This window comes from Streptomyces lonarensis (assembly GCF_012033735.1).
Lineage (GTDB): Bacteria > Actinomycetota > Actinomycetes > Streptomycetales > Streptomycetaceae > Streptomyces > Streptomyces lonarensis.
The window spans coordinates 1-24,249 of record NZ_JAAVJD010000063.1 but is presented as its reverse complement, the minus strand read 5'-3'; the positions used below and the strand labels follow the sequence as shown (position 1 = coordinate 24,249).

At 73.0% G+C, this 24,249-nt stretch carries 21 protein-coding genes and 1 pseudogene; 6 read left to right on the top strand and 16 right to left on the bottom strand.

Features of this window, described 5'->3' with window-relative positions; all coding sequences use genetic code 11:
* Positions 1 to 124: 124 nt before the first annotated feature.
* Positions 125 to 1,165, top strand: coding sequence for a cytochrome c oxidase assembly protein (locus HCN56_RS10845; protein WP_167969752.1), 1,041 nt, complete (start codon positions 125 to 127; stop codon positions 1,163 to 1,165).
* A 267-nt stretch (positions 1,166 to 1,432) separates the two neighbouring features.
* Here the strand turns inward: HCN56_RS10845 and HCN56_RS10840 are convergent.
* From HCN56_RS10840 to HCN56_RS10810, 7 genes and pseudogenes are all read right to left on the bottom strand, one after another.
* Positions 1,433 to 2,092: pseudogene (locus HCN56_RS10840) on the bottom strand (GntR family transcriptional regulator); the annotation flags it as partial.
* Positions 2,093 to 2,161: 69 nt separating this feature from the next.
* Entirely contained in the window at positions 2,162 to 2,878 is a 717-nt protein-coding gene (gene deoC, locus HCN56_RS10835; RefSeq protein ID WP_167969749.1) for a deoxyribose-phosphate aldolase, read from the bottom strand.
* 86 nt (positions 2,879 to 2,964) lie between these two features.
* Positions 2,965 to 3,420: a D-ribose pyranase gene (rbsD, locus tag HCN56_RS10830; RefSeq protein ID WP_167969746.1), complete on the bottom strand. Its 456-nt coding sequence runs from the start codon at positions 3,418 to 3,420 to the stop codon at positions 2,965 to 2,967.
* Positions 3,417 to 5,015: a sugar ABC transporter ATP-binding protein gene (locus tag HCN56_RS10825; protein ID WP_167969737.1), complete on the bottom strand. Its 1,599-nt coding sequence runs from the start codon at positions 5,013 to 5,015 to the stop codon at positions 3,417 to 3,419. The genes rbsD and HCN56_RS10825 overlap by 4 nt, the downstream gene beginning before the upstream one ends.
* Complete coding sequence (locus HCN56_RS10820) at positions 5,015 to 6,037, bottom strand: sugar ABC transporter substrate-binding protein (RefSeq protein ID WP_167969735.1); 1,023 nt, start codon at positions 6,035 to 6,037, stop codon at positions 5,015 to 5,017. Before HCN56_RS10820 ends, HCN56_RS10825 begins: the two co-directional genes overlap by 1 nt.
* A gap of 100 nt (positions 6,038 to 6,137) precedes the next feature.
* Positions 6,138 to 7,139, bottom strand: a complete 1,002-nt coding sequence (locus HCN56_RS10815) for an ABC transporter permease (RefSeq protein ID WP_167969733.1) — start codon at positions 7,137 to 7,139, stop codon at positions 6,138 to 6,140.
* Positions 7,136 to 8,086 (bottom strand): ribokinase, encoded by a 951-nt coding sequence (locus tag HCN56_RS10810; protein WP_167969731.1) that lies wholly within the window; start codon positions 8,084 to 8,086, stop codon positions 7,136 to 7,138. The genes HCN56_RS10815 and HCN56_RS10810 overlap by 4 nt, the downstream gene beginning before the upstream one ends.
* Positions 8,087 to 8,648: 562 nt before the next feature.
* Here HCN56_RS10810 and HCN56_RS10805 point away from each other — a divergent pair.
* Both HCN56_RS10805 and HCN56_RS10800 read left to right on the top strand, forming a co-directional pair.
* Positions 8,649 to 9,248, top strand: coding sequence for a DoxX family protein (locus tag HCN56_RS10805; RefSeq protein WP_167969729.1), 600 nt, complete (start codon positions 8,649 to 8,651; stop codon positions 9,246 to 9,248).
* A gap of 138 nt (positions 9,249 to 9,386) precedes the next feature.
* The gene (locus tag HCN56_RS10800) at positions 9,387 to 10,355 is read left to right on the top strand and encodes a fibronectin type III domain-containing protein (RefSeq protein WP_312871171.1); all 969 of its coding nucleotides are present in this window, start codon (positions 9,387 to 9,389) and stop codon (positions 10,353 to 10,355) included.
* Positions 10,356 to 10,411: 56 nt separating this feature from the next.
* Here the strand turns inward: HCN56_RS10800 and HCN56_RS10795 are convergent, their stop codons facing one another.
* From HCN56_RS10795 to HCN56_RS10755, 9 genes are all read right to left on the bottom strand, one after another.
* Positions 10,412 to 11,149, bottom strand: coding sequence for a class I SAM-dependent methyltransferase (locus HCN56_RS10795; RefSeq protein ID WP_167969726.1), 738 nt, complete (start codon positions 11,147 to 11,149; stop codon positions 10,412 to 10,414).
* A gap of 94 nt (positions 11,150 to 11,243) precedes the next feature.
* A complete protein-coding gene (locus HCN56_RS10790; protein ID WP_167969724.1) occupies positions 11,244 to 12,170 on the bottom strand; it encodes a DUF6807 domain-containing protein in 927 nt (308 codons plus the stop codon).
* A gap of 190 nt (positions 12,171 to 12,360) precedes the next feature.
* Positions 12,361 to 13,665, bottom strand: coding sequence for a Gfo/Idh/MocA family protein (locus HCN56_RS10785; protein ID WP_167969722.1), 1,305 nt, complete (start codon positions 13,663 to 13,665; stop codon positions 12,361 to 12,363).
* A 56-nt stretch (positions 13,666 to 13,721) separates the two neighbouring features.
* Positions 13,722 to 15,011 carry an ABC transporter substrate-binding protein gene (locus HCN56_RS10780; RefSeq protein ID WP_312871170.1) on the bottom strand — a complete coding sequence of 430 codons (1,290 nt, stop codon included), beginning with the start codon at positions 15,009 to 15,011 and terminating at the stop codon, positions 13,722 to 13,724.
* Between the two features lie 24 nt (positions 15,012 to 15,035).
* Positions 15,036 to 15,881 (bottom strand): carbohydrate ABC transporter permease, encoded by an 846-nt coding sequence (locus HCN56_RS10775; RefSeq protein ID WP_167969758.1) that lies wholly within the window; start codon positions 15,879 to 15,881, stop codon positions 15,036 to 15,038.
* 67 nt (positions 15,882 to 15,948) lie between these two features.
* Positions 15,949 to 16,944 (bottom strand): carbohydrate ABC transporter permease, encoded by a 996-nt coding sequence (locus tag HCN56_RS10770; protein ID WP_167969720.1) that lies wholly within the window; start codon positions 16,942 to 16,944, stop codon positions 15,949 to 15,951.
* Positions 16,941 to 18,113 (bottom strand): Gfo/Idh/MocA family protein, encoded by a 1,173-nt coding sequence (locus tag HCN56_RS10765; protein WP_167969718.1) that lies wholly within the window; start codon positions 18,111 to 18,113, stop codon positions 16,941 to 16,943. The genes HCN56_RS10770 and HCN56_RS10765 overlap by 4 nt, the downstream gene beginning before the upstream one ends.
* Positions 18,110 to 19,246, bottom strand: a complete 1,137-nt coding sequence (locus HCN56_RS10760) for a mandelate racemase/muconate lactonizing enzyme family protein (protein ID WP_167969716.1) — start codon at positions 19,244 to 19,246, stop codon at positions 18,110 to 18,112. The genes HCN56_RS10765 and HCN56_RS10760 overlap by 4 nt, the downstream gene beginning before the upstream one ends.
* Positions 19,247 to 19,361: 115 nt before the next feature.
* The gene (locus HCN56_RS10755) at positions 19,362 to 20,288 is read right to left on the bottom strand and encodes an NAD-dependent epimerase/dehydratase family protein (RefSeq protein WP_167969714.1); all 927 of its coding nucleotides are present in this window, start codon (positions 20,286 to 20,288) and stop codon (positions 19,362 to 19,364) included.
* 117 nt (positions 20,289 to 20,405) lie between these two features.
* On the opposite strand from HCN56_RS10755, the gene HCN56_RS10750 reads away from it, so the two are divergent.
* From HCN56_RS10750 to HCN56_RS10740, 3 genes are all read left to right on the top strand, one after another.
* Positions 20,406 to 21,485, top strand: coding sequence for an aldose epimerase family protein (locus HCN56_RS10750; protein ID WP_312871169.1), 1,080 nt, complete (start codon positions 20,406 to 20,408; stop codon positions 21,483 to 21,485).
* On the top strand, positions 21,476 to 22,456 hold the full coding sequence (locus tag HCN56_RS10745; protein ID WP_167969712.1) for a LacI family DNA-binding transcriptional regulator: 981 nt from the start codon (positions 21,476 to 21,478) through the stop codon (positions 22,454 to 22,456). The genes HCN56_RS10750 and HCN56_RS10745 overlap by 10 nt, the downstream gene beginning before the upstream one ends.
* A 104-nt stretch (positions 22,457 to 22,560) precedes the next feature.
* Positions 22,561 to 24,087, top strand: a complete 1,527-nt coding sequence (locus HCN56_RS10740; protein ID WP_209312595.1) for an aldehyde dehydrogenase (NADP(+)) — start codon at positions 22,561 to 22,563, stop codon at positions 24,085 to 24,087.
* The last annotated feature ends 162 nt before the right edge of the window (positions 24,088 to 24,249 follow it).

The window sequence follows — 24,249 nt, the reverse complement described above, 5'->3', positions numbered from 1 at the left end:
CCGCTCCGGGGCGCGGGCGGCGGCGTGTCCGCGCCCCGCGCCGCCGCGACGCCCCCCGCGGCGGTGAGCGCGGCGGCGCGACCTATGCTGGTCCGGGCAATCGGTACGGAACGGGAGCGGCCGGATGGGACACGGCGATCACGGTGGCGCGGACCTGCCACCGTTCAGCTACGGACGGGCTTTCGAGATCAGCCCGGACCCGGTCTTCCTGATCGGGTGCCTCGCGGTCCTGGCGCTCTACCTCTGGGGCGTCGCCCGACTGGTGTCGCGCGGCGACCGCTGGCAGGCCGGACGGACGGCCTCGTTCGTGCTCGGCATCGCCTCGGTGCTGCTGGTCACCTGCACGGCGCTCAACGACTACGGCATGGTGCTGTTCAGCGTCCACATGACGCAGCACATGGTCATCAGCATGCTCTCGCCCATCCTGCTGCTGCTGGGCGCGCCGGTGACGCTCGCCCTGCGGGCGCTGCCCGCCGCCCCGCGCGGGCGGACCGGGCCGCGCGAGCTGCTGCGGTCGTTCCTGCACAGCGGCTACGTGCGCGTGATCTCCAGCCCGCTGTTCACCATCCCGATGTTCATCGCCAGCCTCTACGGGCTCTACTTCACCCCGCTCTTCGACTTCCTGATGGAGAGCGCCGCCGGGCATCTGGCGATGATGCTGCACTTCCTCGCGATCGGCCTGGTGTTCTTCTGGCCGATCATGGGCGTCGACCCCGGCCCGCACCGGCCCGGCCACGTCATGCGCATGCTGGAGCTGTTCGCCACCATGCCGTTCCACGCCTTCTTCGGCATCGCGCTGATGATGGGCACCTCGCCGATGATCGCGACCTACGCGGACCCGCCGGCCTCGCTGGGCGTGGACCCGCTCGCCGACCAGACGGCGGCGGGCGGCATCGCCTGGGCCTTCAGCGAGATCCCCACCGTCATCGTGCTGATCGCCCTCGTCATCCAGTGGCACGCCTCCGAGCAGCGCCGGGCCCGCCGCAGCGACCGGGCCGCCGACCGCAACGGCGACCGCGAACTGGAGGCGTACAACGCCTACCTCGCCTCGCTGCGCACCGGCCCCAGCACGGCGGGCCGGCCGCGGGCCGACCTCCCCGGCACCGACCGCGCCCGGCCGCTCGGCCAACGCGCCGAACAACGCGGCGCCGGCCACCTCGGCTAGCGGCTGCCTGCCCGCCTGCCGGGCGCCCTCCCGGCGCCGTGCCCGGCCCCGCCGGCATGGCGCTTCCGGACGTGACAACGGCGCTGCACCTCGGGACGTGACAATGGCGCGGCGCCTCGGCACAAGACAACGGCGCGGCGGCACCGTGCCGCGACGGACCGGCCGAGGGCGACGGCGGCGCAGCAGTGAAGTCAGGTGCAGCCGGCCGCTGTGAATCCAGACGTCGGAGTACTCCACCGGCCGGTCGTCGGCGAGGTAGGTGACCTGCTGCAGGTACTGCACCGGTGCCCCCTCGGCGAGCTCCAGCGCCGTCGCCACCTCCGCGGCGGCCGGCTCGGCGCTGAACGTCCGCCGCGCCGCGCCGATCTTCAGCCCGTAGCTGCCCTCCAGCACCCCGAAGAGGCTGGAGCGCTCGAAGTCGACCTCCTCGATCCCCGGCGTGAAGTCGGTGCGGACGTAGTTGAAGAGCAGCGCCACCGGGCCGCTCTCGGTGCTGCGCAACCGCACGAGTTTCAGCACCCGGCCGCCGGGGGCGAGGTCGAGCAGGGCGGCGACCGGGCGCGGCGGCGACAGTGTCGTCGCCTCCAGTACCCGGGTGTCGGTGACCACTCCCTGGCTGGCGAAGTCCTCGGAGAGCGTGCTGAGTTTCTGCGCGATGGCCGGTTCGATGGTGGTGGAGGTCACGAAGGTGCCGCGCCCCCGCACCTGCCGCAGCAGCCCCTCGGCGATCAGGGTGGCCAGCGCCCGCCGCACGGTGCCGCGGCTGACGCCGAACTCCTGGGCCAGCTCGGGCTCGCTCTTCAACCGGTAGTGGGCGGGCCACTCGCCGGCCGCGATGCGGGTACGGATGTGCTCCGAGATCTGGACGTGGATGGCCGTGGGGACATCGCGTTTGATGCCCGCCGGCTCCTCGTCGTCCGCCGTCACCCTCACCGTGCTCCTTCCGGGAGTCACCCGCGTGGGCCGTGCCCGGTCGGGCACGGCCCTTCACCTGCTTCAGTAGCTCTTGGTCCCGGCGTCCGCCGAGGAGGTCACCAGGGCGATCCCGGCGCTGGTGCCGAGCAGCACCGCCCCGGCCCGCAGCAGGTCGACCGCCTGCCGGTAACCGGTGATCGAGCCGGACGCCTTGACCTGGACCCCCTCGCGCGCCCGCTCCACAAGGTACCGAACGCTCGTCGGGTTCGCGGTCTCGATCTGCCCGCTGCTGGCGTTCTTCAGGAACGCGGCGCCGGCGTCCTGCGCCAGCTCGACGGCGATCTCCTTCTCCTCGTCGGTGAGCAGCGGCAGTTCGAGCATCACCTTGACCGGGCCGCCGAACGCCCGGACCACCCCGGCGATGTCGTCGCGGAACTCCTGGTGGCGTCCGCTCTTGAGCCAGCCGACCTGGACGCCGATGTCGAGCTGGGTGGCGCCCAGCCGTGCGATCTCGGCGGCCTCGGCGGCCTTTCCGGCGCTGGTCATCACGCCGACGGTCGGGAAGTCCAGCGCGGAGGCCACCTCCACGCCGGTGCCGGCGAGTTCGGAGCTGACCACGGGCACCCACGAGGCGGGGACCATGGCGGCATTGAAGCCGTACTGCGCGGCCTCCCGGGCGTGGGCGACCATGTCCTCACGGGTGGCCCGGGAGTCGATGCGGGTGTGCTGGATGTACCGCGCCAGTTCGGCGGCGGCGAGGTCCGGCTCGGCGGGCGCGGTGGTCGAGGTCTCGGACATGTCTGGTTCTCTCTCCATCTGTCGGTGGCCGGCGGGGCGGGGCCGCGTCGGCCCCTGCCCGGCGGCCCGGGTGGGGGTGCGGGGTGTCAGAGCTTGTCGGCGTAGTACGCGGGGGCGACGACGCCCTCACCGCCGAACCAGCGGGGCACGTCGACGCCGCAGAACAGGCCGATGTTGCCCCAGGGTTCGAACGCTCCGGTGCGGACGACGACCTTGGCGGCGCGGGCGACCTCGCCGAGCATGTCGGCGTGGGTGCGGGTGGTGAACTCGGCGCCGGTGAACCGCTCGTGCAGCCAGGAGTCCAGCAGCGGGTTGTTGGAGGGCACCTCCTCGGCCCGGACGACGCCCTCGACGACGAGCTCGTCGGCGACCAGGCCCAGCACGGTCCGCAGGTCGGGCAGGTTCTCGCTGATCGCGAGGTCCACCCGGTGCGCGTCGCGGGGGATCGGGAAGCCGGCGTCCACCACCAGCAGGAGGTCGGTGTGGCCCAGGGTGGCGAGGGCGGCGCTGAGCCGGTCGTTGAGGATGCCTCGGCGCTTCATGGTGCGGTTCCTTCCGGTGCGGTGGGTCCGGCGCTCCGGTGCTCGCCGTCCGCGTCCGCGGGGGCGGAGGCGGGGGTGGCGCCGGTGGCCAGGGTCATGATCGATTCCTCGGTGGCCGTGGCGGTCTCCACGGTCGCCACCAGGCGGCCCTCGCTGAGCACGGCGATCCGGTCGGTGACGGCGAGGAGTTCGGGCAGGTCGGAGGAGGAGCAGAGGATCGCCAGCCCGCGGTCGGCGAGGGCGAACAGCTCCTCGTAGATCTCCGCCTTGGCGCCGACGTCGACGCCGCGCGTCGGCTCGTCGAGGATCAGCACGCCGGGGTTGATCGACAGCCATCGGGCCAGGACGGCCTTCTGCTGGTTGCCGCCCGAGAGGTTGGTGATGGGCTGGTCCAGCGACGCGGTCTTCACCCGCAGCTTCTTCGCCTGGTCGGCGGCGTTGCGGTCGAACGCCCGCCGCCGCACCAGACCGAACCGGGAGAACACGCGCGTGGTCAGGGCGCCGACGTTGCGGCCGACGCTCATGGTGGTCAGCAGCCCCTGGGCGCGCCGTTCGCCGGGGACGAAGGCCAGCCGCCGGCCGACGCTGGCGATGGGGTCGCGCCGCTCGTAGGGGCTGCCGAGCACCTCGACCTCGCCGCCGGTGCCGCGGTCGCCGCCGAAGATGTTGTGCAGCAGCTCGACCCGCCCGGAGTCGGGCAGCCCGGCGACACCGAGGATCTCGCCCGGCCGCACGGCGAAGCTGATCCCCCGGTGCCGCCGTCCGCTGAGGTCGCGGACGACGAGGGCGGGCGGGCCCTCGGGGGCGCCCTGGTGACCGGCGCGGGCGGTCACCTCCGCCAGGTCCCGGCCGACCATCGCGGCGACGGCGCGGTCGGGGCTGGTCTCCTCCCGCCCCCAGCCGGCGACGTGGGTGCCGTCGCGCAGCACCTGGATGTGGTCGGCGAGCCGGAACACCTCGGGCATGCGGTGCGAGACGTACAGCATGGTGACGCCCTGGCTCTTGAGGCGGTCCATGAGCACGAACAGCCGCTCCGCCTCCGCCGGGGTCAGCATGGCGGTGGGCTCGTCGAGGATCAGCACCCGGCAGCCGCGGGCCACCGAGCGGGCGACGACGATCAGCTGCTGGGTGGCGAGGTCCAGCGACCCGACCGACGCGGCGGGGTCGAGGTCCAGGTCGAGCTCGGCCAGCAGTTCCCGGGTCCGGCGCAGCATGGCCCGCCGGGAGGGGAACCAGCGACCGCCCGGCTCCACTCCGGAGAGCACGTTCTCCGCGACGGTCCGGTCCTGCAGCAGGCTGAGCTCCTGCGGGACGATGGCGACGCCGTGCCGGGCGAGGACGGTGGCGGGGTCGTGGGAGGTGACCTCCTCCCCGAACACCGTCACGGTGCCGGCGCTGGGCGGCTGGAGACCGGCGAGGATCTTCAGCAGGGTGGACTTGCCGGCGCCGTTCTCGCCGAGGAGGGCGGTCACCTCGCCGGCGGGCACGTCGAAGGAGACGTCGTGCAGGGCGCGGACCGGGCCGAAGTTGCGGCCCAGGCCGGCGATCCGCACCGCCGGCCCGGTGTGCGGGCCGGCCGCGGCCACGGTGGTCATCAGTCCTCCACCGGGGTGTCGTCCAGGTTGTCCTTGGTCACGAACTCCGAGCCGGTGTCGACACCGCTGATCTCGGTGCCGTCCACGGCGAAGTCGTGCAGGACCTTGACGGCCTGGTACCCCTGCTCCGCGGGGTTCTGGCTGATGGTGAAGTCGACGACGCCGCTGTCGATGTACTGGGCGGTGGCGGTGAGGACGTCGAACCCGACGACGGCGATCCCGTCGGCGTTGCCCGACTCCGCGGTCCACTTGGCGGCGGCGGTGGTGGAGCAGCAGTCGAGGCCCGCGATGGCGGTGACGCCGGTCTGGCCGGCCATGGTGGACTCGACGGTGTTGTAGGCGGCGTTGGGCTCGTTGCCCACGTTCACCGGTCCGACGATCTCCAGCCCGCTGCCCTCCAGCCCGTCGCGGAAGCCGCCGAACCGGTCGTGGGACCAGCCCGCGCCGGTGTCGACGGAGAAGACCACGACCTTGCCGGTCGCGTCCTCGCCGAGGACGTCGAGCAGTTCCGCCGCCTGGGACTCGCCGGAGCCCCGCAGGTCCTGGCCGACGAAGCCCATCTGGCGGGAGTCGGGGTTGTCGGTGTTGAAGGAGATCACCGGGATGCCGGCGTCGTGGGCCTGGGCGATGACCGGGCGGAGGGCGTCGCTGGAGGCGGAGGAGACGGCCAGGCCGTCGACCGCCTTCTGCTGGATGAGGGTCTGCAGCTCGGAGACCTGCTGTCCGGCGTCGCCGCCGGTGGGCCCGATCAGCTGCACCTCGGCGCCGAACTCCTCGCCGGCGCGGTTCATGCCCTGGCTGATGGGGGTGGCGAAGGCGAGGGACGGGTCGTGGTAGCTCAGCTTGATCCGCAGCGGCTCGCCGTTGTCGACGCGCTCCTGGATGTAGGAGGCCAGCTCGAAGCCGTCCTCGGAGCCGCCGGTGTCGGCGGCGGTGACGGCGCCGCAGCCGGCGGCGAGGGCGGCGGTGGCGGTGACGGCGGCGGCCGTCATGACGGCTCTGACAGTGGTGCGGAAGGACATTGCGGCTCCTGTGTCACATGCGCGGGTTTCCGGGGGCGCGGGGACGCGTGAGCGACCGGGCGCGGTGTGGGGGAGGAGAGGGAAGGGGGCGGTGCGGCCGTCAGGCGCGGGTCTTGCGTCTGCGCTGCCAGGTGTCGGCGGCGACGGCGGCGACGATGACCAGGCCGGTGACGACGGTCTGCCAGAAGGACGAGATGCCCTTGATGTTGAGGATGTTCTGCAGCAGTCCGATGAAGGTGACGCCGATGACGGTGCCCCAGACCGTGCCGGAGCCGCCGAAGAGGGCGGCGCCGCCGATGATCACCGCGGAGATGACGGTCAGTTCCAGCCCGCTGCCGGTGACGCCCTGGACGTAGGAGAGGAACGACAGCCCCAGCACGCCGGCGAGGGCGGCGGTGAAGCCGGAGAGCACGAAGGCGCTCAGCTTGACCCGCTTGACGTTGATGCCGACCAGCCGGGCCGCTTCCTGGTTACCGCCGACCGCGTAGCTGTTGAAGCCGAGTCGGGAGCGGGAGAGCAGTACGACGCCGATGGCGGCCACCACCGCGAAGATGACGAACTGCATGGGCACCACGCCGAACAGCCGGCCCTGGCCGAGCAGGCTGAACTCGGCGACCCCCGGCATGCCGTTGTTGAGGGAGATCGGGGCGCCGTCGGAGATGAGGAGCGCCACGCCCCGGTAGACGCTCAGCGTGCCCAGCGTGACGATGAAGGAGGGCACCCCCAGCAGGACGACGGCGAGACCGTTCAGCAGACCGGCCAGCGACCCGACGGCCAGTCCGATGAGTGCGGCGAGCGGCCAGGCGAGCCCGTCCGAGATGGCCATGCCGGTGCAGATCGCCGACAGCGCGTAGACGGAGCCGACCGAGAGGTCGATCTCGCCGTTGACGATGACGAACGTGGCACCGACCGCCATGATCCCGATCTGGGATATCTGCTGTCCGACGGAGAGCAGGTTGTCGGAGGAGGCGAACCCGGGGGAGAGCACCACGCCGAGGAGGAAGAGCAGCACCAGGGCGGCGAACACCCCCGCCTCCCGCGCGTGCAGCAGTCTGCGCAGGTCGGGGACGAACCCCCGCGCCGGCGCGGTGGTGGTGGTCATGCGGCGTCGTTCCTCTCGGGGTGGGTGCGGTCCGTGCCGGGGGTCGGCGCGGCCGTGAGCTGTTCCGGTGTCGGCAGGGCGGGGATCACGCCGGCGACGGTGACCGCGTGGGCCCCGGCCGCTGCGGCACGGGCGACGGCGGTGGTGGTGTCGTCGCCGCCGGCCAGTGCGACCGCCAGCGCGGCGGTGAAGGCGTCACCGGCTCCGGTGGTGTCCACCACCCGCTCGACGGGCAGGGCGGGCACCTCCCGCACGCCGCAGCCGTCGTCGACCAGGGCGCCGTGGCCGCCGCGGGTGAGGACGGCGGTGCCGCCGGTGCGTTCCCGGAGCCGGGCGACCAGGTCGCCGTCGCTCGGGGCGGCGTCCTCGGCGAGGCCGAGGAGGACGGGCGCCTCCGTCTGGTTGGGGGTGATCACGTCGACCAGCGGCCAGACCTCGTCGGCCAGCGGTTGGGCGGGGGCGGGGTTGAGCAGGGTCCGGGTGCCGCACTCGCGCGCCGTGCGCAGCGCGGCGAGGACGACGTCGGCCGGGATCTCCATGGAGACGACGAGGACGTCGGCGTCGGCGATCGCCGCGCGGAACGGCTCGACGTGGGCCGGGGTCAGCAGCTCCAGGGCGCCGGGGGCGATCGCGATGCGGTTCTCCCCGTCCGGCTCGACCAGGATGAAGCCGACCATGGTGGCGGCGTCCGCGGTGACGACGTGGGTGGCGTCCACCCCCTCCTCGTCCCAGAGGGCGCGGGCGGCGCGGCCGTACGCGTCGTCCCCGACGGCGGTGAGCAGCGAGACCCGCGCACCGAGGCGGGCGGCCCCGATCGCCTGGTTCGAGCCCTTGCCTCCGGGGCCCTCGGCGAACTCCCCGCCGGAGACGGTCTCACCCGCCGCGGGGGACCGTGGCACCCGCATGGTGAGGCCCGCTCCGTAACTCCCGACCACTGCGATCCGCATCGAACGCACACCCCGCTTTGTATGGGGACAACCATGAACAAGCGCAGCGTATGTACAGGCATGTCCCTGGTCAATAGGTCGGTCGCGACGGAGTTTCCCGGGCGGGCGCGGCGGCCTCACGGCAGGTGTGCGGCCCCGGAGCTGCCGGCTGCGCGGCCCGCCCGGGTGCGCGCGGCGGTGCGCGCGGGGGCGGGTGCGCCGGGACGTCGGGAGCGAGGCGCCGGTGCCGCGTCAACGTGCCTGCTTCGCACGCGACATGACGGGGCGTCGGCCGGGACGCCGACCGGTGCGCACCGGTCGGCGGGCGGTTTTCGGTCGTCCTCCACCGTGCGCCCGGCTGCGCCTTCCGACAGGTGGCGGCGGTGCGGCCGGGTCCGTGCAGGTGGCGGCGGCCGGCCCGCCGGTCGTGGTCGGAACGGCAGCGGCCGGGTTCCGGGCGCGCAGGTGTGGGGCGCCGCCGCCCGGGTACAGGAGGGGCGATCAGCTCGGCGGGCGGAGTCGACTGGTCAGGGCGGAGTTCAGCACACGTGTGACCACCCCCCGACCGGAAGGACCCTCCCCCATGTCTGTCCAGCCTGCCCCTCCGCCTACGATGGCGGTCCCGCGCGAGAAGCGCGACGAGGGCACCGCGGCCCCCGAGCCGCACACCGTCCCGGCCCGGGTGCTCGCGGTCCTCCGCATCGCCCTCGGCCTGGTCTTCCTGTGGGCCTTCCTCGACAAGACGCTCGGCCTCGGCTACGCCACCTCCGGCGAGTCGGCCTGGGTCAACGGCGGCGCCCCGGCCGCCGGTTACCTCGGCGGGGTCTCGGCCGGCCCGTTGCAGAGCACCTTCAACGGCTGGGCCGGGGCGGTGTGGGTCGACTTCGCCTACATGGCCGGGATGCTCGGCCTCGGCGTCGCCCTGGTCGCCGGGGTCGGTCTCCGCCTCGCCGCCGCGGGCGGCACGGTGATGATGCTGATGCTCTGGACGGCGGAGTGGCCGGTCGCTCGGGAGCTCGCGGACGGCTCGCCCACCATGTCGACCAACCCGGTGGTGGACATGCACCTCGTCTACGCCCTGGTCATGGTGGCGCTCGCGGTGTGCGCAGCCGGCCGCACCTGGGGTCTGGGACGCGCCTGGGAGCGGGCGCCGGTGGTGCGCCACCACGCCTGGTTGCGCTGAGCGGACGGCCGGACGGTCCTGACCTGACCTCACGACGGCGGGGCGGCTCCCGATGCCGGGAGTCCCCCCGCCTCTTGCCGTGCCGCCCCCGAACCGCGATGGTGGTCCAGACCTTTACTCCGGTTGGAAGGTACGACCGTGACACGGACCCCCCACGCCGCCGTGCTCGCCCTCACCCTGCTGCTGGGCCTCGCCCTCACTGCCTGCGGAGGCGACGCCGCCGGCCAGGACCGCCCGCCCGCCCCCTCCGGGGTGACCGCCCAGGCCACCAGCTCCTCCACCGTCCACGTCATGTGGCACCGCGCCGACCCCGCCGCCGGCGTCACCGGGTACACGGTGCACCGCGACGGTGCGGAGGCGGAGAGCGTCGGGGCCGAGACCTACATGGTCGACATCGCCGGGCTCGACCCCGCCACCGCCTACGACTTCACGGTCCGCGCCACCGGGCCCGCCGGCCGCTCCGGTGAGAGCCGCGCGGTGACCGCCACCACCTTCGGCGCCGAGACCGACGACGACGAACCGCCGACCGCCCCCGGCGCGCTGACCGGCGCGGCGGACGGGCCGCGGGCCGCCGAGCTCAGCTGGGAGGCCGCCGAGGACAACGTGGCGGTGACCGGCTACGAGATCCACCAGAGCGGCACCGCGATCCACAGCGTCCCCGCCGAGGAGACCACCACACTGGTGACGGGGCTGCGCCCCGGGACCGACTACGTCTTCACCGTGGTCGCCCGAGACGCCGGCGACAACACCTCCGAGCCCGGCCCGGAACTGCGTCTGACCACCCCCGGCGCCGGCGACGCGGAGGAGAGCGGTACCGCGACGGCACCCGCCGGGCTCACCGCCCGTCCCGGCGAGGAGCCCGCGACCCTGGAGCTGAGCTGGACCCCGCCCCGCACCGGCGCCGCGGTGCTGGAGTACCAGATCCACCTCGACGGCGAGTTCACGACGACACTGCTGTGGGGCGCCGAGGCGCCGGACGGCGAGATCACCCACCTGCTCACCGTGGACGAGCCCGGCGCCGGCCACGCGGTGACCGTCCGCGCCAAGCTGCCGGACGGCCACTGGGGCGCCTTCACCGAACCCGTCGAGGCCACCGCCGCGCCGTGACACCCGGCCCGGACCGCACCGCTCCCGGTGCGGCCGGGCACCGGGCGCGGACCGGCTCAGGCGTCGGGATCGGACCGGCGGGCGACGAACACCCACTCGCCGCCCGGCCGGTCGGGCGCGTCGCGGACCTCCCCCACCGAGAACCCCGCCGCCGCGAGGTCCGCCTCGACCTCGTCGCGCTCCCGGAACCGCAGCGTGGAGTCGGACGTCAGCGTCGCGCCGTCCGCCCCGAAGACGTAGTGCCACCGGAAGGAGACGAGCGGGCCGTCGACCGCCGTCACCGCCACCCAGTTCTCGACCGGGCCGACCCCCGGAAGCTGCGACACGCGGTGCGTCCGCTCGCGCGTCCACCGCTCCCACACCCGGCGGGCGGGCACCCGTGTCTCGAACACCAGCCGACCGCCCGGGCGCAGCGCCGCGCGGGCACCGCGCAGCGTGTCGGCCCACCGGTCCGGCGCGACGATCGCCTGCGCCACGTTGGCGGTCATCGTCGCCAGGTCCACCCGCAGCGGCGGCAGCCCCGTGGCGTCCCCGTCGATCCACCGCACCCGGTCGGCGCCGGGTTTCGCACGGGCGACCGCCAGCGAGGCCGCGGCCGGGTCCACCGCGGTCACCTCGACGCCGCGCTCCGCCAGCAGCAGGGCGAACACCCCCGTGCCGCAGCCGATGTCCAGCACCCGGCGTGCGGCGAACTCCTCCACCATCCCCAGGTAGGCGAGGAGGTCACCGCGGTCGGGATCGAGCGGGTCGTAGATCGCGGCGAGCCGCGGATGGGCGAAAATCGCGTCAGCCATGCCGCGCACCGTAGCGGGCACCGGCCCCCGCGGGGCCACGGAGTTGCGCGGGTGGCTCCGGCAGCCCGCGCCGGCCGCCGGAGCCCCCCCTGCCTCACCAGGCGAGCTGCGCCAGGTACGCCTCGGTCCGCTCCCGCTCCCAGGCGCCGTCGGCGATCACCACGCGGTAGCGCCGCTCCAGCGACTCGCCCGGCGCCAGGACCAGTTCGTCGAAGAACGCCCACGACGGCGCCACCGCGGCGAACGGGTCGCTGCGCACGAACCAGTGCGAGGGATGCTCGGAGCCGCCGCCGTCCTGCCCGTTCTCCGGGGCGTGCTCGAAGACGACCGTGGCGTGCCCGTCGATGCCGTCGAACTCGCCCGAGTAGGAGAGCCAGGACCCCTGGCTGCCCATCAGCTCCTGGCCCTCGCCGTGCGGGCCGAGTACCTTCCCGTTGCGGAACGCGCGCGGACCCCGCCAGAACAGCCCGGTGTAGCCGGCCATCTCCCGGCCCGCGGTCGTGGGCGAACCGAACCGCAGCTCCTCGCCGCGCACGTTGGTCATGGTCGAGGTCCAGGTCAGCGTCCAGGCCCCGGCGTCGGGGTCGACCCGGTGCGCCTCGATGCGCCGCCGCTCGTCGACCCAGCCGTCGCCGTCGTGGTTGCGCCACGTCAGCCGCTCGGCGATCACCGCGCCGTCGTCGGTCTCGGTCAGCGACTCGAACCCGTCGTGCTCCATCGAGCCCAGGCGCTCCGGGAACGGCTGGTACCCCACGGGGTGCACGTAGCAGCGGCCGCCCCAGATGTTCTGCCCGGACAGGTGCGAGGCGGTCAGCTGCAGGCCCTTGTGCCACCGGTGGTCGTTGGGGCGGTAGTCGGTGACGACCCCGCCGGAGAGCGTCCGCAGCGGGTGCAGGTACGGCTTCGGGGCCTCCCACGCCGCCTCCGGGCGGTAGACGTAGGAGAAGAGGGTGACGTCCTGGTGCCGCAGCTCGACGCGGTCGCCGGGGGTGTGGGTCAGCCGCAGGTCGGGCCGGGTCATGGGGGTGCCTTTCGTCGGGGAGTCGGGGAGTCGGGGAGTCGGGCGGGAGCGCGCGGGGCGGCCTGGCGGCCGCCGCTGGTGACGTGCCGGAGCCGCCGGCGGCCACCGCGACCCTGCGGGCCGCCGGCGGCCGTCGACGGCACCGGGGAGAGCTGCGGTCGGCGGCACCTGTTCCGGGTGCCGCCGCGGGTCACGCGCCGGCCGCCTCCGGCGCCATGCGCGTGCCGGAGTCCGTCAGCGTGACGGGGGCGCCGGAGCGGGCCGAACGGCTCGCGGCGGCACCGATCAGCACCGAACGGATACCGTCGCGGTAACCGGCCTGCCGCGCCAGCGGGTCGTTGCCCGGGCCGCGGAAGACGTCGTTCAGCAGCAGCTTGTCGCCGCCGCCGTGCGCGCCCTCCCCGTTGCGGATCGGCAGCTCCTCGGCCTGCTTCCAGTGCTCCTGCACGGTGAGGCGGTCGTAGGCGCCCTGGGCGTTGGCCTTGCCGGTGGCCGAGGGGTCCACCGCGTCCTGCGGCGGGGTCCAGGAGCGCTCGCAGACCTCCAGCTCCAGCCGGCCCTTGGTGCCGTTGACCGTCACCCGGTAGCCCTCGTGCGGGGCGTGCGCGTTCAGCGAGTAGGTCAGCAGGGCGCGGTTGTCGTAGCGCACCAGGACGGCCATGTTGTCGTCGATGGTCACGCCGGGCGCGAAGACGTCCTGGTCGCGGACGTAGCCGTCCTCGGCCTCGGCGTCCAGGTAGAGCCGCTTCAGCCGGTCGTCGGCGCCGATGTCCAGCAGGAACGGGTCGGTGCCCAGCTCCGGGGCGCCGTGGGAGCGCTCGGGGCGGGGGCCCTCGACGTTGCCGTCGCCGTAGAAGCGCAGGTCGGCCTGGGCGAACACCATCTCGGCACGGGCGTCCAGCCACCAGTTGACGAGGTCGAAGTGGTGGGTCGACTTGTGCACCAGCAGACCACCCGAGGACTCCCGGTCGCGGTGCCAGCGGCGGAAGTAGTCGGCGCCGTGGATCGTGTCGAGGGTCCACTCGAAGTTGACGCTGGTGACGTCGCCGATGCGCCCGGAGGCGATGGCCTCGCGCAGCGCGGTGTTGCGCGGCGAGTAGCGGTAGTTGAAGGTCACGACGATCTCGCCGCTGCTGCGCTCGGCGGCCGCCGCGATGGCCTCGCAGCCGGCGGCGTCGACGGTCAGCGGCTTCTCCACCACCACGTCGCGTCCGGCGTCGAGGGCGGCGACGACGTACTCGGCGTGGGTGTTGTCCACCGAGGTGACCACGACCGCGTCGCAGTGCTCCAGCATCTGCTGGAAACCGTCGGGCCGGAAGGTGGGCACGGCGGGCCGGCCGGTGGCCGCGATCCGCTCGTTGTAGAAGTCCATCCGGGTCTGGTTGGTGTCGAGGAGCGCGGTGATCTCCCCGGTGTCGCTCCAGTCACCGAGCAGCGCGTCGACGTACATCTGCGCGCGGTGGCCGAGGCCGACGAATGCGTAACGGCGGGTCACGGGTGGTCTCTCCTCGTGCGGTGGTTCGACAAGCTTCGGTGCTGCCCCGGGGGCGGTCAGCTGAGGGTGCTGTTCGCCTCGGAGACGAACTGCGCGGCGGCCTCCGCGGGCGTCATGCGACCGAAGTAGACCTCCTCGCTGTAACGGGTCAGCAGGTTGGGGATCTCACCGGCACCGCTGGGCAGCGCGGTGGGCGGCGTGTCGGTCTCGTCGCTGATGTCCTCCAGGAAGGACAGCGACTTCTGGTCCTCCTCGGGCAGCCCGTCGCGGACGGCGTCGAGCACGGAGGAGTTCATCGGCAGACCGCGGTCGGAGCCCTGGATGGCGCCGGCCTCGGGGTCGTTGACCAGGAAGTCGACCAGCTTGGCCGCGGCGTCCTGCTGCGCGGAGTTGCCGCTGACCGACCAGAACATGGTCGGCTGCAGGAACATGCCGCCGCTGCCGCCGTTGCCGGCGTTCGGCATGCGGAGCAGCTCGACGTTCTCACCGGAGCCGGAGGAGAGCGTGCCCAGCTGGTTGGTCCACCACATGCCCATGCCGCCGGTGTTGGTGGCGATGAGCGAGGTCTCGACGTTGGAGCCGATCTCGACGCTGCGCGGGCCGTCGGGGGAGGCGCCCTGGTCGATCTGGTCCAGCTGGTACTGGAACCAGTCGGTGACGGTCTCCTCGGTGATGCCGAGCTGGCCGTCGGTGTAGAACTCCTCGCCCTGCTGGGCGGAGAAGACGCGCAGCCAGGCGTCGTTGTTGCTGATCTGCGTGCCGTAGACGCCGCTGTCGCTGACCTCGGTGAGCTCGGCGCTCAGCTCGAGGTAGTCCTCCCAGGTCCAGGCGGTGTCGTCGGGGAGCTCCAGGCCCGCGTCCTCGAAGACCTTGGTGTTGGCCATGATGGCGAAGGCGTTGGCCCCGGTCGGGATGCCGTACTGGGTGCCGTCGATCGCGCCGGACTCCAGCAGCTCCTCGTTGAGGTCCCCGGTGTCGACCTTGCCGCCGAGGTCGGCCATCACGCCGCCGCGGGCCAGCTCGCCGAAGCGGCGGATCTCCACGGCGAAGACGTCGGGAGCGTCGTTGGAGGCGACCTGCGTGGTCAGCTGGTCGTAGTAGGAGTCGAAGGTGGAGTACTCGGGCTGGATCGTGATGCCCTCGTTCTGCTCCTCGAACTTGGCTATCGCCTCTTCGGTGATGCGCTGGCGGTGGTCGCTGCCCCACCAGGCCACGCGGAGGGTGATGTCGCCGTCCTCGCCGCCGCCGCCGCTGTCGCCGCCGCCGCAGGCCGTCAGGGTCATCGCGCCGACCACGGCGAGGGCCGGCAGCACTCTGCGGGTCAGGTGCTTGGTGTGAGTGGTCACTGAACTCTCCTTTGAATTCTCTAACTACTTCAGACCCGAGGTGGCGATACCGCGGACCAGGTATTTCTGGCCGGCCAGGAAGAACCCGAAGATCGGGCCCAGTGCGATGACCGACATGGCGAACATCGGTCCCCAGGAGGAATCCCCGCTGGAGTCCAGGAAGGTCCGCAGTGCGACCGGGACGGTGTGCATGTCCGGGTTGGTGAGGAAGATCAACTGGGACAGGAAGTCGTTCCAGGTCCAGATGAAGGTGAAGATCGCCGTGGTGGCGAGCGCCGGCGTGGAGAGCGGGATGATGATCCGGCTGAAGATCCGCCAGTGGCCGGCCCCGTCGATGAGGGCCGCCTCGTCGAGGTCACGGGGGAGCGTCCTGATGAACTGCACCATCAGGAAGATGAAGAACGCGTCCGTGGCCAGGAACTTCGGCACGATGAGCGGATAGAACGTGTTGATCCAGCCCAGTTCCGAGAACAGGATGTACTGCGGGACCAGGACGACGTGCAGCGGCAGCATGATCGTGCCGAGCATCACCGCGAACCAGAACTTCTTGAACGGGAACTCCAGCCGGGCGAACGCGTACGCCGCCAGCGAGCAGGCCAGGAGGTTGCCGATCACCGCGCCCGCGGTGATGATCGCGGAGTTGAACATGTAGTGGCTGAACGGGTGCCGCAGCGCGTTCCAGCCGGCGACGAAGTTGTCGAAGGTGATGCTCGTCGGGATGAGGCCCTGCTCGCGGAAGATGACGTCCTCGGGCTTGAGCGAGGAGGAGACCATCCACAGCAGCGGGTAGAGCATCACCAGGCCGAAGAGGATCAGCCCGATGTGGGTGAACACCCTCCGTCCACGGAACCACAGCAGCACGCGTGCCATGGCAGTGTCGTTGAGTCCCGCGCGGTCGGCGTCCTTGACCTTGAGCCCGCCGCGGTCGGTGTCGTGGTTACTTGTCACTGTAGAACACCCAATACTTCGACATCAGGAAGTTCACCGCGGTCAGGACGGCGATGATGAGTACGAGGACCCAGGCCATCGCCGAGGCGTAGCCCATCTCGAAGGAGTTGAAGCCCTTCTGATAGACGTACATCGTGTAGAAGAGCGTGGAGTCGGCCGGGCTGCCGTTGCCGCCGGAGACCACGTACGCCTGGGTGAAGGACTGGAAGGCGCCGATCAGCTGGAGCACCAGGTTGAAGAAGATGATCGGCGTCAGCAGCGGCAGCGTGATGGAGAAGAACTGCCGCATCGTGCCGGCGCCGTCGATGCTGGCGGCCTCGTAGTAGCTCGGCGGGATCTGCCGCAGGCCGGCGAGGAAGATGACCATCGGCGAACCGAAGGTCCACACGTTCAGCACGACCAGGGTGCCCAGCGCGGTGGAGGGGTCGCCCACCCAGCTGGTGCCCTCGTAGCCGAAGAAGCCGAGGAACTCGTTGAACAGGCCGTCCGCGCCGAAGACCTTCCGCCACAGGATGGCGATGGCGACGCTGGAACCCAGCAGCGACGGCAGGTAGTACACCGAGCGGTAGATCGACAGGCCCCGCACGCCGCGGTCCAGCACCAGTGCCAGCGCCAGCGCGAAGGTCAGCTGCAGCGGCACCGAGACGAGCACGTAGATCGAGGTGTTGACCAGCGCCTTGATGAACCGGGGGTCCTCGGTGAACATCACGCGGTAGTTGTCGAAACCGACCCATCCCCAGTCACGGATCAGGTGGTAGTCGGTGAACGACAGGTACAGCGACGCGAGCAGTGGAATGGACGTGATGGCGATCAGGCCCACGAACCACGGCGCGAGGAACAGGTGCGCGATCAACGCTTCCTTGCGGCGGCGCTTCTTGATCTGCGCGGTGTGATGGCCGGTCACGACGCCCGGCGGGGTGCCCGCGGCCGAGGCCTGGGCTGCCGCCGGGTCCGCCTGGGGCGGCCTCTCCTGGATGTCGGTCATGCGGCCCTCCCGGCCAGTGCGGCGAACCGCGGTAGTTCGGAGTAGAGAGCGAGCTGGTCGGCGGCCTCCACCACCACGTCGGTGATCCCGGGGATCACCCGGCGACGGGCACCCCCTTCTCCCGGCAGGTCCTCCGCGGGCAGCTGCCGGGGATCGGGCGCGGTGCGCACCGACTCCAGCACCCGCATGAACCCCTCGGTGGAGGCGAGCGGGACCAGCAGGGGGGCCGGGTCGGCCGCGCCGTCACGGGCGGCGGCCAGGTGGGAGAGGAGGTCGCGCAGCAGCACGGTACGACCGTGGGTGGTCTCCACCGGCTCCGAGCCCGGCCGCGTCAGGCGGACCCGGTCCTCGGTGTACCAGTAGGAGATGCTCCCGGCGTCGCCGTGGACGGTGATGACGGGGGGCTGCTGCTCCGCCGCCGCCAGCGTCGCGGCGACCACCAGCGGTCGGCCCTGGGCCAGCCCGCCGGAGGTGTGGACCCGCACGCACGAGGTGTCGTCGGTCTCGTTGTCGAAGGCCCGGTAGAGCTCGGTCTCGACCGACTCCACCGTGCCCCCGTCCAGCGCCAGCACGGTCGCCACCGCGTGCGCCAGAGGGTTGGTGAGCGCGCCGTCCACGACGTCGACGCCGTCCAGGCGTCGGCGGCCGGCCCAGGGCGCGCGCTGGTAGTAGGCGGTGTCGCGCGACCAGGCGGCGTGGGCGCCGATGCCGCGCACGGTGCCGACGGCACCCTCGCGCACCAGGGTGCGCACGTGCTCCGGGGCACCGGAGCCCAGGGACTGGAAGCCGACCTGGCAGACGAGGCCCAGCCGCTCCGCGGCCTCGCGCAGCGCGTCGAACTCCGCGAGCGAGACGGCGGGGGGCTTCTCCAGCTGGAGGTGGGCCCCCGCCTCCAGGGCTGCCAGCCCCAGGGCGGTGTGGGTGTGCAGCGGGGTGGCGATGACGGCGACGTCCGCGCCGGTCTCGCGCACCAGCGCACCGAGGTCCGGGCCGTGGACCGGGGTCCCGAGGCCCTCCAGCATCTCGGCGGGCACCGGGCGGAGGTCGCAGACCCCCACCAGGGTCGCGACGCCCTCCGCGGTCAGTTCACGGAGCACGGGCAGGTAGTTCCGCCCGTATCCGTGCACGCCCGCGAGGACGATGCGCTGCGGCTCTGGGGTGGTGTTCATGGCGTCGCGGGCTCCCACGGTGCGTCGGCGAAGTGCATCCCGTGCCCGGCGCCGCCGGACAGGTGCGCGGTGCCGCCCTCGATCCGCATCGGGTACGGCTCGCGCAGCAGTCCCAGTGCCGCGAAGGAGGCGTCCTCGATGTCCTCGACCATCGCCGGCAGCGGCAGCGCGCAGGCCAGCTGCGCCGACAGGTCGGGGAGCAGGTGCGGGTAGAGGGGGACGGAGAAGGTCCGTGCCAGTTCCGCGATGCGCAGGAAGGGGGTGATGCCCCCGACCCGGGTGATGTTGGGCTGCACCACGTCGCAGGCGCCGGCGACCAGGAGGTCGCGGAAGCCCTGCACGGTGCGCACGTTCTCCCCGATCGCGACCGGCACCCCGGTGTCGCCCCGCAGCCGGACGTGCGCCTGCACGTCGTCGGCCGGCAGCGGCTCCTCGATCCAGTGCAGGTCCAGCTTCTCCAGGGCGGAGAGCGCCCGCTTGGCCCGCGGCAGGTCCCAGCGCTGGTTGGCGTCCACCATCAGCAGGGCGTCCGGGCCGATGGTCTCCCGCACCGCGGTGACCCGCTCGACGTCGACCGCGACGTCCGGGCTGCCGACCTTGATCTTGACGGCCTTCAGGCCGCGGTCCGCCCACCGCTGCGCCTGGGCGACCAGGTCCGCGAGCGGGTAGTGCAGGTTGACGCCGCTGCCGTAGACCGGGACGGTCTCGCGCCGGCGACCGATGGTGTCGGCGAGGGAGAGGCCGGCCGCCCGGGACCGCAGGTCCCACAGCGCGATGTCGACCGCGGAGAGCGCGAGGGTGGTGATGCCGCCGGCGCCCGCCTCGTGGAGGTGCTTCCAGGCCGCGTCCCAGACGGTCTCCGGGTGGGCGGGCAGCCCGACCACGGCGTCACGGACGTCGGTGGTGAGCAGCGCCAGCACCGCGGCGGCGCCGATCTGCGGGGTCCAGCCGAAGCCGGTGCCGGTGCGGCCGTCGGAGAGGGAGACCTCGCAGACCACCACGTGGTTGGCGGGAACGTCCGCCCCCCAGGGGCGGCTCAGCGCCGCGCTGCTGATGCCGGCGCGCAGACCGGTGACGACGGGGAGCTGTCCGGCCGCGGTGGCGCCGGCCGGAGCGGCGGCGGGGGCGGTCATGACCCCTCCTTCACGCCGGCCGGGGCGAACCCGGCGTCCGCCGGGTTCGGCGGGGCGGAGGTGGCGGCGGCGCGGAGTCCGCGCCGGCGTGCCCCTCCCCAGGGCCCTGTGTGGTTCATGTGCTGGGGACCTCGTCCTTGGTGCGGATCACGTCGTGCTCGGGCAGTTCGGTCCGCCAGCTGCGCTTGGGGCGCCAGCCGATGAGCCGCTCCGCCTTGGCGGTGGAGAAGACCGGGTCGGTCCCGGAGACGGACTCCGCGAACTTCTCGGTGCCGGGGTGGAAGCGGGGGAGCAGCTCCGCGACGGGCTCGCGGGAGAGCGCGTCCGGGGCCCCGGCGAAGAAGACCTCGCCGTTGGGGATCTCCGGCAGCGCCCGCAGCAGCTGCTCCACCATCTCGGCGCCGTCGCGGGCGTCGAGGTAGTTGAAGAGCGCCTGGCCGGAGATCTCCGGCGAGTCCAGGCGTTCGGCGATGGTGTGCCCGGTCTGGGTGCTGGCGCCCGTCCACTCCTCCGGGGCGACCACGAAGCAGGGGCGGACCGCCGCGAAGCGGACCTTCCCGGCCGCGGCCAGGGTGAAGGAGCGCATCGCCTGCTCGGCCGCGGCCTTGGAGAGGCTGTAGGCGTTCCACGGGCGAACGGGGTGGTCCTCGTCCAGCGGGAGGTAGTCCGGCGTCCAGCCGCCGGGGGCCCCGTACCCGATGACGGTCGGGCTGGAGGCGATGATCACGCGCTCCACCCCGAGCTGCACCGCGGCCTCGCAGATGCCGAAGGCCGCCTGGGTGTTGACCCGGTAGGTGAGTCCACCGCTGTGGCTGAAGGGGGCGGCGATGGCGGCGAGGTGCACCACCGCCTGCGGGCGGTGGCGGGCCACGACCTGGAACGCCTCGCCCACGTCGGACACGTCCGCCGACTGGACCGCGGCGCAGGGGCCCGCGTCGCCGGGGCGCAGATCCACCCCGACCACCTCGTGTCCCGCGGCGGCCAGACCGGCCACGACACTGCGGCCGAATCGCCCGGCACTACCGGTGACAAGTACCTTCATCGGAACTGCTTCTCCCCTCGACGGCAAGCGGTTGCGGAACTCTCGCTCGGAAATCGGCCCGCGTCAAGACTTCGTGCAGCTATTGACTGCAACCGATTGCCGTCTATGGTGTGAGCCGTGACTGACGACGGCGTGAGAGAAGCTTTCGGCGTGGACGGCGGCGGTAACGCGGTCCATTGCCACACGCTCGCTGCCCCGGGTGTCCGGGCCCGCGTGCTGACCTACGGATGTGTACTCCAGTCCTTGGAAGTACCCGATTCCGACGGCACGTTCGGCAACGTGGTGATCGGCCTGGACACCATGGAGGACTACCTCACGCGCAGCCGGTACTTCGGTGCCGTCGTGGGCCGCTACGGAAACCGCATAGCCGGCGGGTCCTTCACCCTGGACGGCCGCGAGCACCGACTGCCGCGCAACAACGGCGACGCCAGCCTCCACGGCGGCCCCGGCGGGTTCAGCAACCGCGTCTGGTCGGTGGAGTCGGCGGGCCCCGCGACCCTCACGCTGACCCGGGTCAGCGAGGACGGCGAGGAGGGGTACCCGGGCCGGCTCACCGCGCGGGTCACCTACACCCTCGCCGGCGGCCCCGAGGGCGCCGAGATCCGCATCGACTACCACGCGGTCACCGAGGCGCCGACGCACGTCAACCTCACCAACCACAGCTACTTCAACCTCGACGGCGGACCCGACGTCCTGGACCACGAACTCACCCTGGACGCAGCGCACTTCCTCCCCGTCGACGAGGCGCAGATCCCCACCGGCGAGCTGGCGCCCACCGCCGGCACCCCCTTCGACTTCACCACCCCCCGCACCGTCGGCTCCCGCATCCACGACGGACACCCGCAGGTGAAGTCCGCGGGCGGGTACGACCACTGCATGGTCTTCAGCTCGCCCGCCGGTGAACTCCGCCCCGTCGGGCGGCTCCGCGGGCCCCGGTCCGGCCGCACCATGGAGGTGCTGACCACCGAGCCCGGCGTGCAGTTCTACTCCGGCAACAAGCTCGCGGACCACGTCTGGGGCCCCGGCAGCGGACTCTGCCTGGAGACGCAGCACTTCCCCGACTCGCCCAACCGGCCCGAGTTCCCCGGCACCGTGCTGCGCCCGGGCGAGGAGTACCGCTCCACCACCGTCTACCGCTTCACCGCGGAGGCGACGGCCGGTGAGCAGACCCGGGGAGAGGACACGGAATGGCGGTGACCATCCGCGACGTCGCCAAGGCCGCCGGCGTCCACGTCTCCACCGTCTCGCGCACCTTCTCCTCCCCCCACCTCGTCAACAGCGCCACCCGGGAACGGGTGCTGGCCGCCGCCCAGCGGCTGGACTACCGCCCCAACCGGGCCGCCAGCGCCCTGACCACGGGCCGCACCCACAACCTCGGGCTGATCGTCGCCGACATCGCCAACCCCTTCTTCCCGCCGCTGATCAAGGCGGCGCAGGCGTACGCCCGTGAGCGGGAGTACCACGTCTTCGTCGCCGACACCGACGAGGACCCGCAGGCCGAGGAGGAGCTGATCCAGACCCTCGCCAAGCAGGTGGACGGCGTCGTCCTGGTCGCCCCGCGGCTCAGCAACCTCGCCATCGAACGGCTCGGCATGGACCTGCCGTTCGTCGTCGTCAACCGGCGGGTCAAGGGCCTGTCCGCGGTGCTGATGGACATCGGGCACGGCACCTCCGAGGCGGTGGAGCACCTCGCGGGACTGGGGCACCGCCGGATCGTCCTGGTGCCGGGTCCCCGCGCCTCCTGGAGCAGCGAGCAGATGGGCCGGGCGGCCGCCACCGCCGCCGAGCGACTCGGCGTCGACCTCGTCGTCACCGGACCCAACGCGCCCACCGAACAAGGCGGGGTCGCGGCCGCGGCGGAGGTCCTCGACAGCGGGGCCACCGCCGCCATCGCCTACAACGACCTCGTCGCCATCGGCGTCATCGAGGGGCTCGACGACCGGGGCGTCGACGTCCCCGGCCAGGTGTCCGTCGTCGGTGTCGACGACACCGTCACCGGGCGGCTCAACCGCCCCAAGCTCACCACCATCGCCATGCCCACACCCGCGGCGGGACGCACCGCCGTGGACCTGCTGCTCCAGGCCGTCGCCGGCGGGCGCACCGCCGCCCAGGCCACCCTGGAGACCAGTCTCACCGTCCGGGACTCCACCGGACCCGCCCCGGGCTGACCGCGGGACGCCGACCGGGCCGACACCCGGGCGGCGCCCGCGGCGGCACGGCGGCAGCACCCCGGCGGCCGGGACGCCGACCGCCACAACACGAGGAGAGCACCATGACAGAGCCGGTGTGGAGCGTCGACCCCAGGAACGGGGAGCGCCACGGACAGGCCGCCACCGAGGCGGACGCCGCCGCGGTCGACAAGGCGGTGCGCGCCGCGCACGAGACCCGCGCCGCGCTGGCCGACCGCGCCACCCGCGTCGCGCTGCTGCGCGCCGTCGTCCGCGAACTCAACGCGGACTCCGACGAGATCATCCGTCTCGGCGACCGGGAGACCGCGCTCGGCGTGCCGCGGCTGACCGGCGAACTCGCCCGGGCAGCCGGTCAGTTCGAGGCGTTCGCCGCGGAGATCGAGGACGGCGGCTACCTCGGGATCGCCATCGACCACGCCGACCCCTCCCTCGCCCCGCCCCGCCCCGACCTGCGCCGCTACCGCGTGCCGCTGGGCGTCGTGGCCGTCTACGCGGCCTCCAACTTCCCGCTCGCCTTCTCCGTCCCCGGCGGTGACACCGCCAGCGCGCTCGCCGCCGGCTGCCCCGTCGTGGTCAAGGCGCACCCCGCGCACCCGGCCACCTCCGAGCGCTGCGCCGCCGCGATCCGCCGGGCGGCCGCCTCCGTCGGACTGCCCGAGGACGTCCTGTCGGTCGTCCACGGCTTCGACGCCGGCGTCGCCCTCATCGATCACCCGCTGGTCTCGGCGGCCGGCTTCACCGGCTCCGTCCGTGGTGGCCGCGCCCTCTTCGATCGCGCCTCGGCCCGTCCGGTGCCGGTGCCGTTCCACGGCGAGCTCGGCAGCCTCAACCCAGTCGTCGTCACCGGTGCCGCCGCGGGTGAGCGCCCCGAGGAGATCGCCACCGGCCTCGCCGGCTCGGTGACCCTGGGCACCGGCCAGTTCTGCGTCAAGCCCGGCCTGGTCTTCGTGCCCGAGGGCGAGGCGGGGGACCGCCTCGTCACCGCGCTGACCTCCGCCCTGGGCGAGGCCGCCGGCGGGGTGCTCCTCGACGAGCGCATCCGCGACGGGTTCGTCGCCGGGGTGGCCGAGCGCGCGGAACTCCCGGACGTCACCGTTCCGGTGACCGCCGGCGCCGGTGAGGGACGCACCGTCGTCCCCGGTTTCGTGTCGGTGCCCGCCGGCCACCTCGTGCGCCCCACGCACGAGACGCTGCTGGAGGAGTGCTTCGGCCCGCTCACCGTGGTGGCCCGCTACCGCGACACCGAGGACATCGCCGCCGTGCTGGCCGCGCTCTCCGGCAGCCTCACCGCCACCGTGCACATCGGTGCGGAGGAGGCGACCGAGGAAGCGGGCCACGCCGCGCAGTTGCTGGCGGCGCTCACCCCGCTCGCCGGCCGGCTGCTCGTCAACGGCTGGCCGACCGGCGTCGCGGTCGCGACCGCCCAGCACCACGGCGGCCCGTACCCCGCGACCACCACCCCGTTCACCTCGGTGGGCGCCTCCGCGATCGACCGCTGGCTGCGCCCGGTGGTCTACCAGGGGACCCCGGCCGCCCTGCTCCCCGCGGAACTGCGCGAGGAGAACCCGCTCGGCCTGCCCCGCCGCGTCGACGGGGTCCGCGAGAGCTGACCCCGCCCGTCGCCGCGGCCGCCGCGCCGCGCCGACCCCGCGTGCACCGACGTGCAGCTCTTCGTCCTCGTCGCGCTCCTGGCGGTGCAGGCGGTGTCGGTGGTGGTGGTCGGCCCGTACCCCGCGACCACCACCCCGTTCACCTCGGTGGGCGCCTCCGCG

Excerpts from the sequence above, each read along its gene's own strand:
- HCN56_RS10760 (WP_167969716.1), bottom strand. The coding sequence starts at position 19,246 with ATGACCGCCCCCGCCGCCGCTCCGGCCGGCGCCACCGCGGCCGGACAG.
- HCN56_RS10815 (WP_167969733.1), bottom strand. The coding sequence starts at position 7,139 with ATGACCACCACCACCGCGCCGGCGCGGGGGTTCGTCCCCGACCTGCGC.
- HCN56_RS10825 (WP_167969737.1), bottom strand. The coding sequence starts at position 5,015 with ATGACCACCGTGGCCGCGGCCGGCCCGCACACCGGGCCGGCGGTGCGG.
- HCN56_RS10775 (WP_167969758.1), bottom strand. The coding sequence starts at position 15,881 with ATGGCACGCGTGCTGCTGTGGTTCCGTGGACGGAGGGTGTTCACCCAC.
- deoC (WP_167969749.1), bottom strand. The coding sequence starts at position 2,878 with ATGTCCGAGACCTCGACCACCGCGCCCGCCGAGCCGGACCTCGCCGCC.
- HCN56_RS10745 (WP_167969712.1), top strand. The coding sequence starts at position 21,476 with ATGGCGGTGACCATCCGCGACGTCGCCAAGGCCGCCGGCGTCCACGTC.
- HCN56_RS10770 (WP_167969720.1), bottom strand. The coding sequence starts at position 16,944 with ATGACCGACATCCAGGAGAGGCCGCCCCAGGCGGACCCGGCGGCAGCC.
- HCN56_RS10765 (WP_167969718.1), bottom strand. The coding sequence starts at position 18,113 with ATGAACACCACCCCAGAGCCGCAGCGCATCGTCCTCGCGGGCGTGCAC.
- HCN56_RS10845 (WP_167969752.1), top strand. The coding sequence starts at position 125 with ATGGGACACGGCGATCACGGTGGCGCGGACCTGCCACCGTTCAGCTAC.
- HCN56_RS10790 (WP_167969724.1), bottom strand. The coding sequence starts at position 12,170 with ATGACCCGGCCCGACCTGCGGCTGACCCACACCCCCGGCGACCGCGTC.
- HCN56_RS10805 (WP_167969729.1), top strand. The coding sequence starts at position 8,649 with ATGTCTGTCCAGCCTGCCCCTCCGCCTACGATGGCGGTCCCGCGCGAG.
- HCN56_RS10820 (WP_167969735.1), bottom strand. The coding sequence starts at position 6,037 with ATGTCCTTCCGCACCACTGTCAGAGCCGTCATGACGGCCGCCGCCGTC.
- HCN56_RS10755 (WP_167969714.1), bottom strand. The coding sequence starts at position 20,288 with ATGAAGGTACTTGTCACCGGTAGTGCCGGGCGATTCGGCCGCAGTGTC.
- HCN56_RS10740 (WP_209312595.1), top strand. The coding sequence starts at position 22,561 with ATGACAGAGCCGGTGTGGAGCGTCGACCCCAGGAACGGGGAGCGCCAC.
- rbsD (WP_167969746.1), bottom strand. The coding sequence starts at position 3,420 with ATGAAGCGCCGAGGCATCCTCAACGACCGGCTCAGCGCCGCCCTCGCC.
- HCN56_RS10795 (WP_167969726.1), bottom strand. The coding sequence starts at position 11,149 with ATGGCTGACGCGATTTTCGCCCATCCGCGGCTCGCCGCGATCTACGAC.
- HCN56_RS10810 (WP_167969731.1), bottom strand. The coding sequence starts at position 8,086 with ATGCGGATCGCAGTGGTCGGGAGTTACGGAGCGGGCCTCACCATGCGG.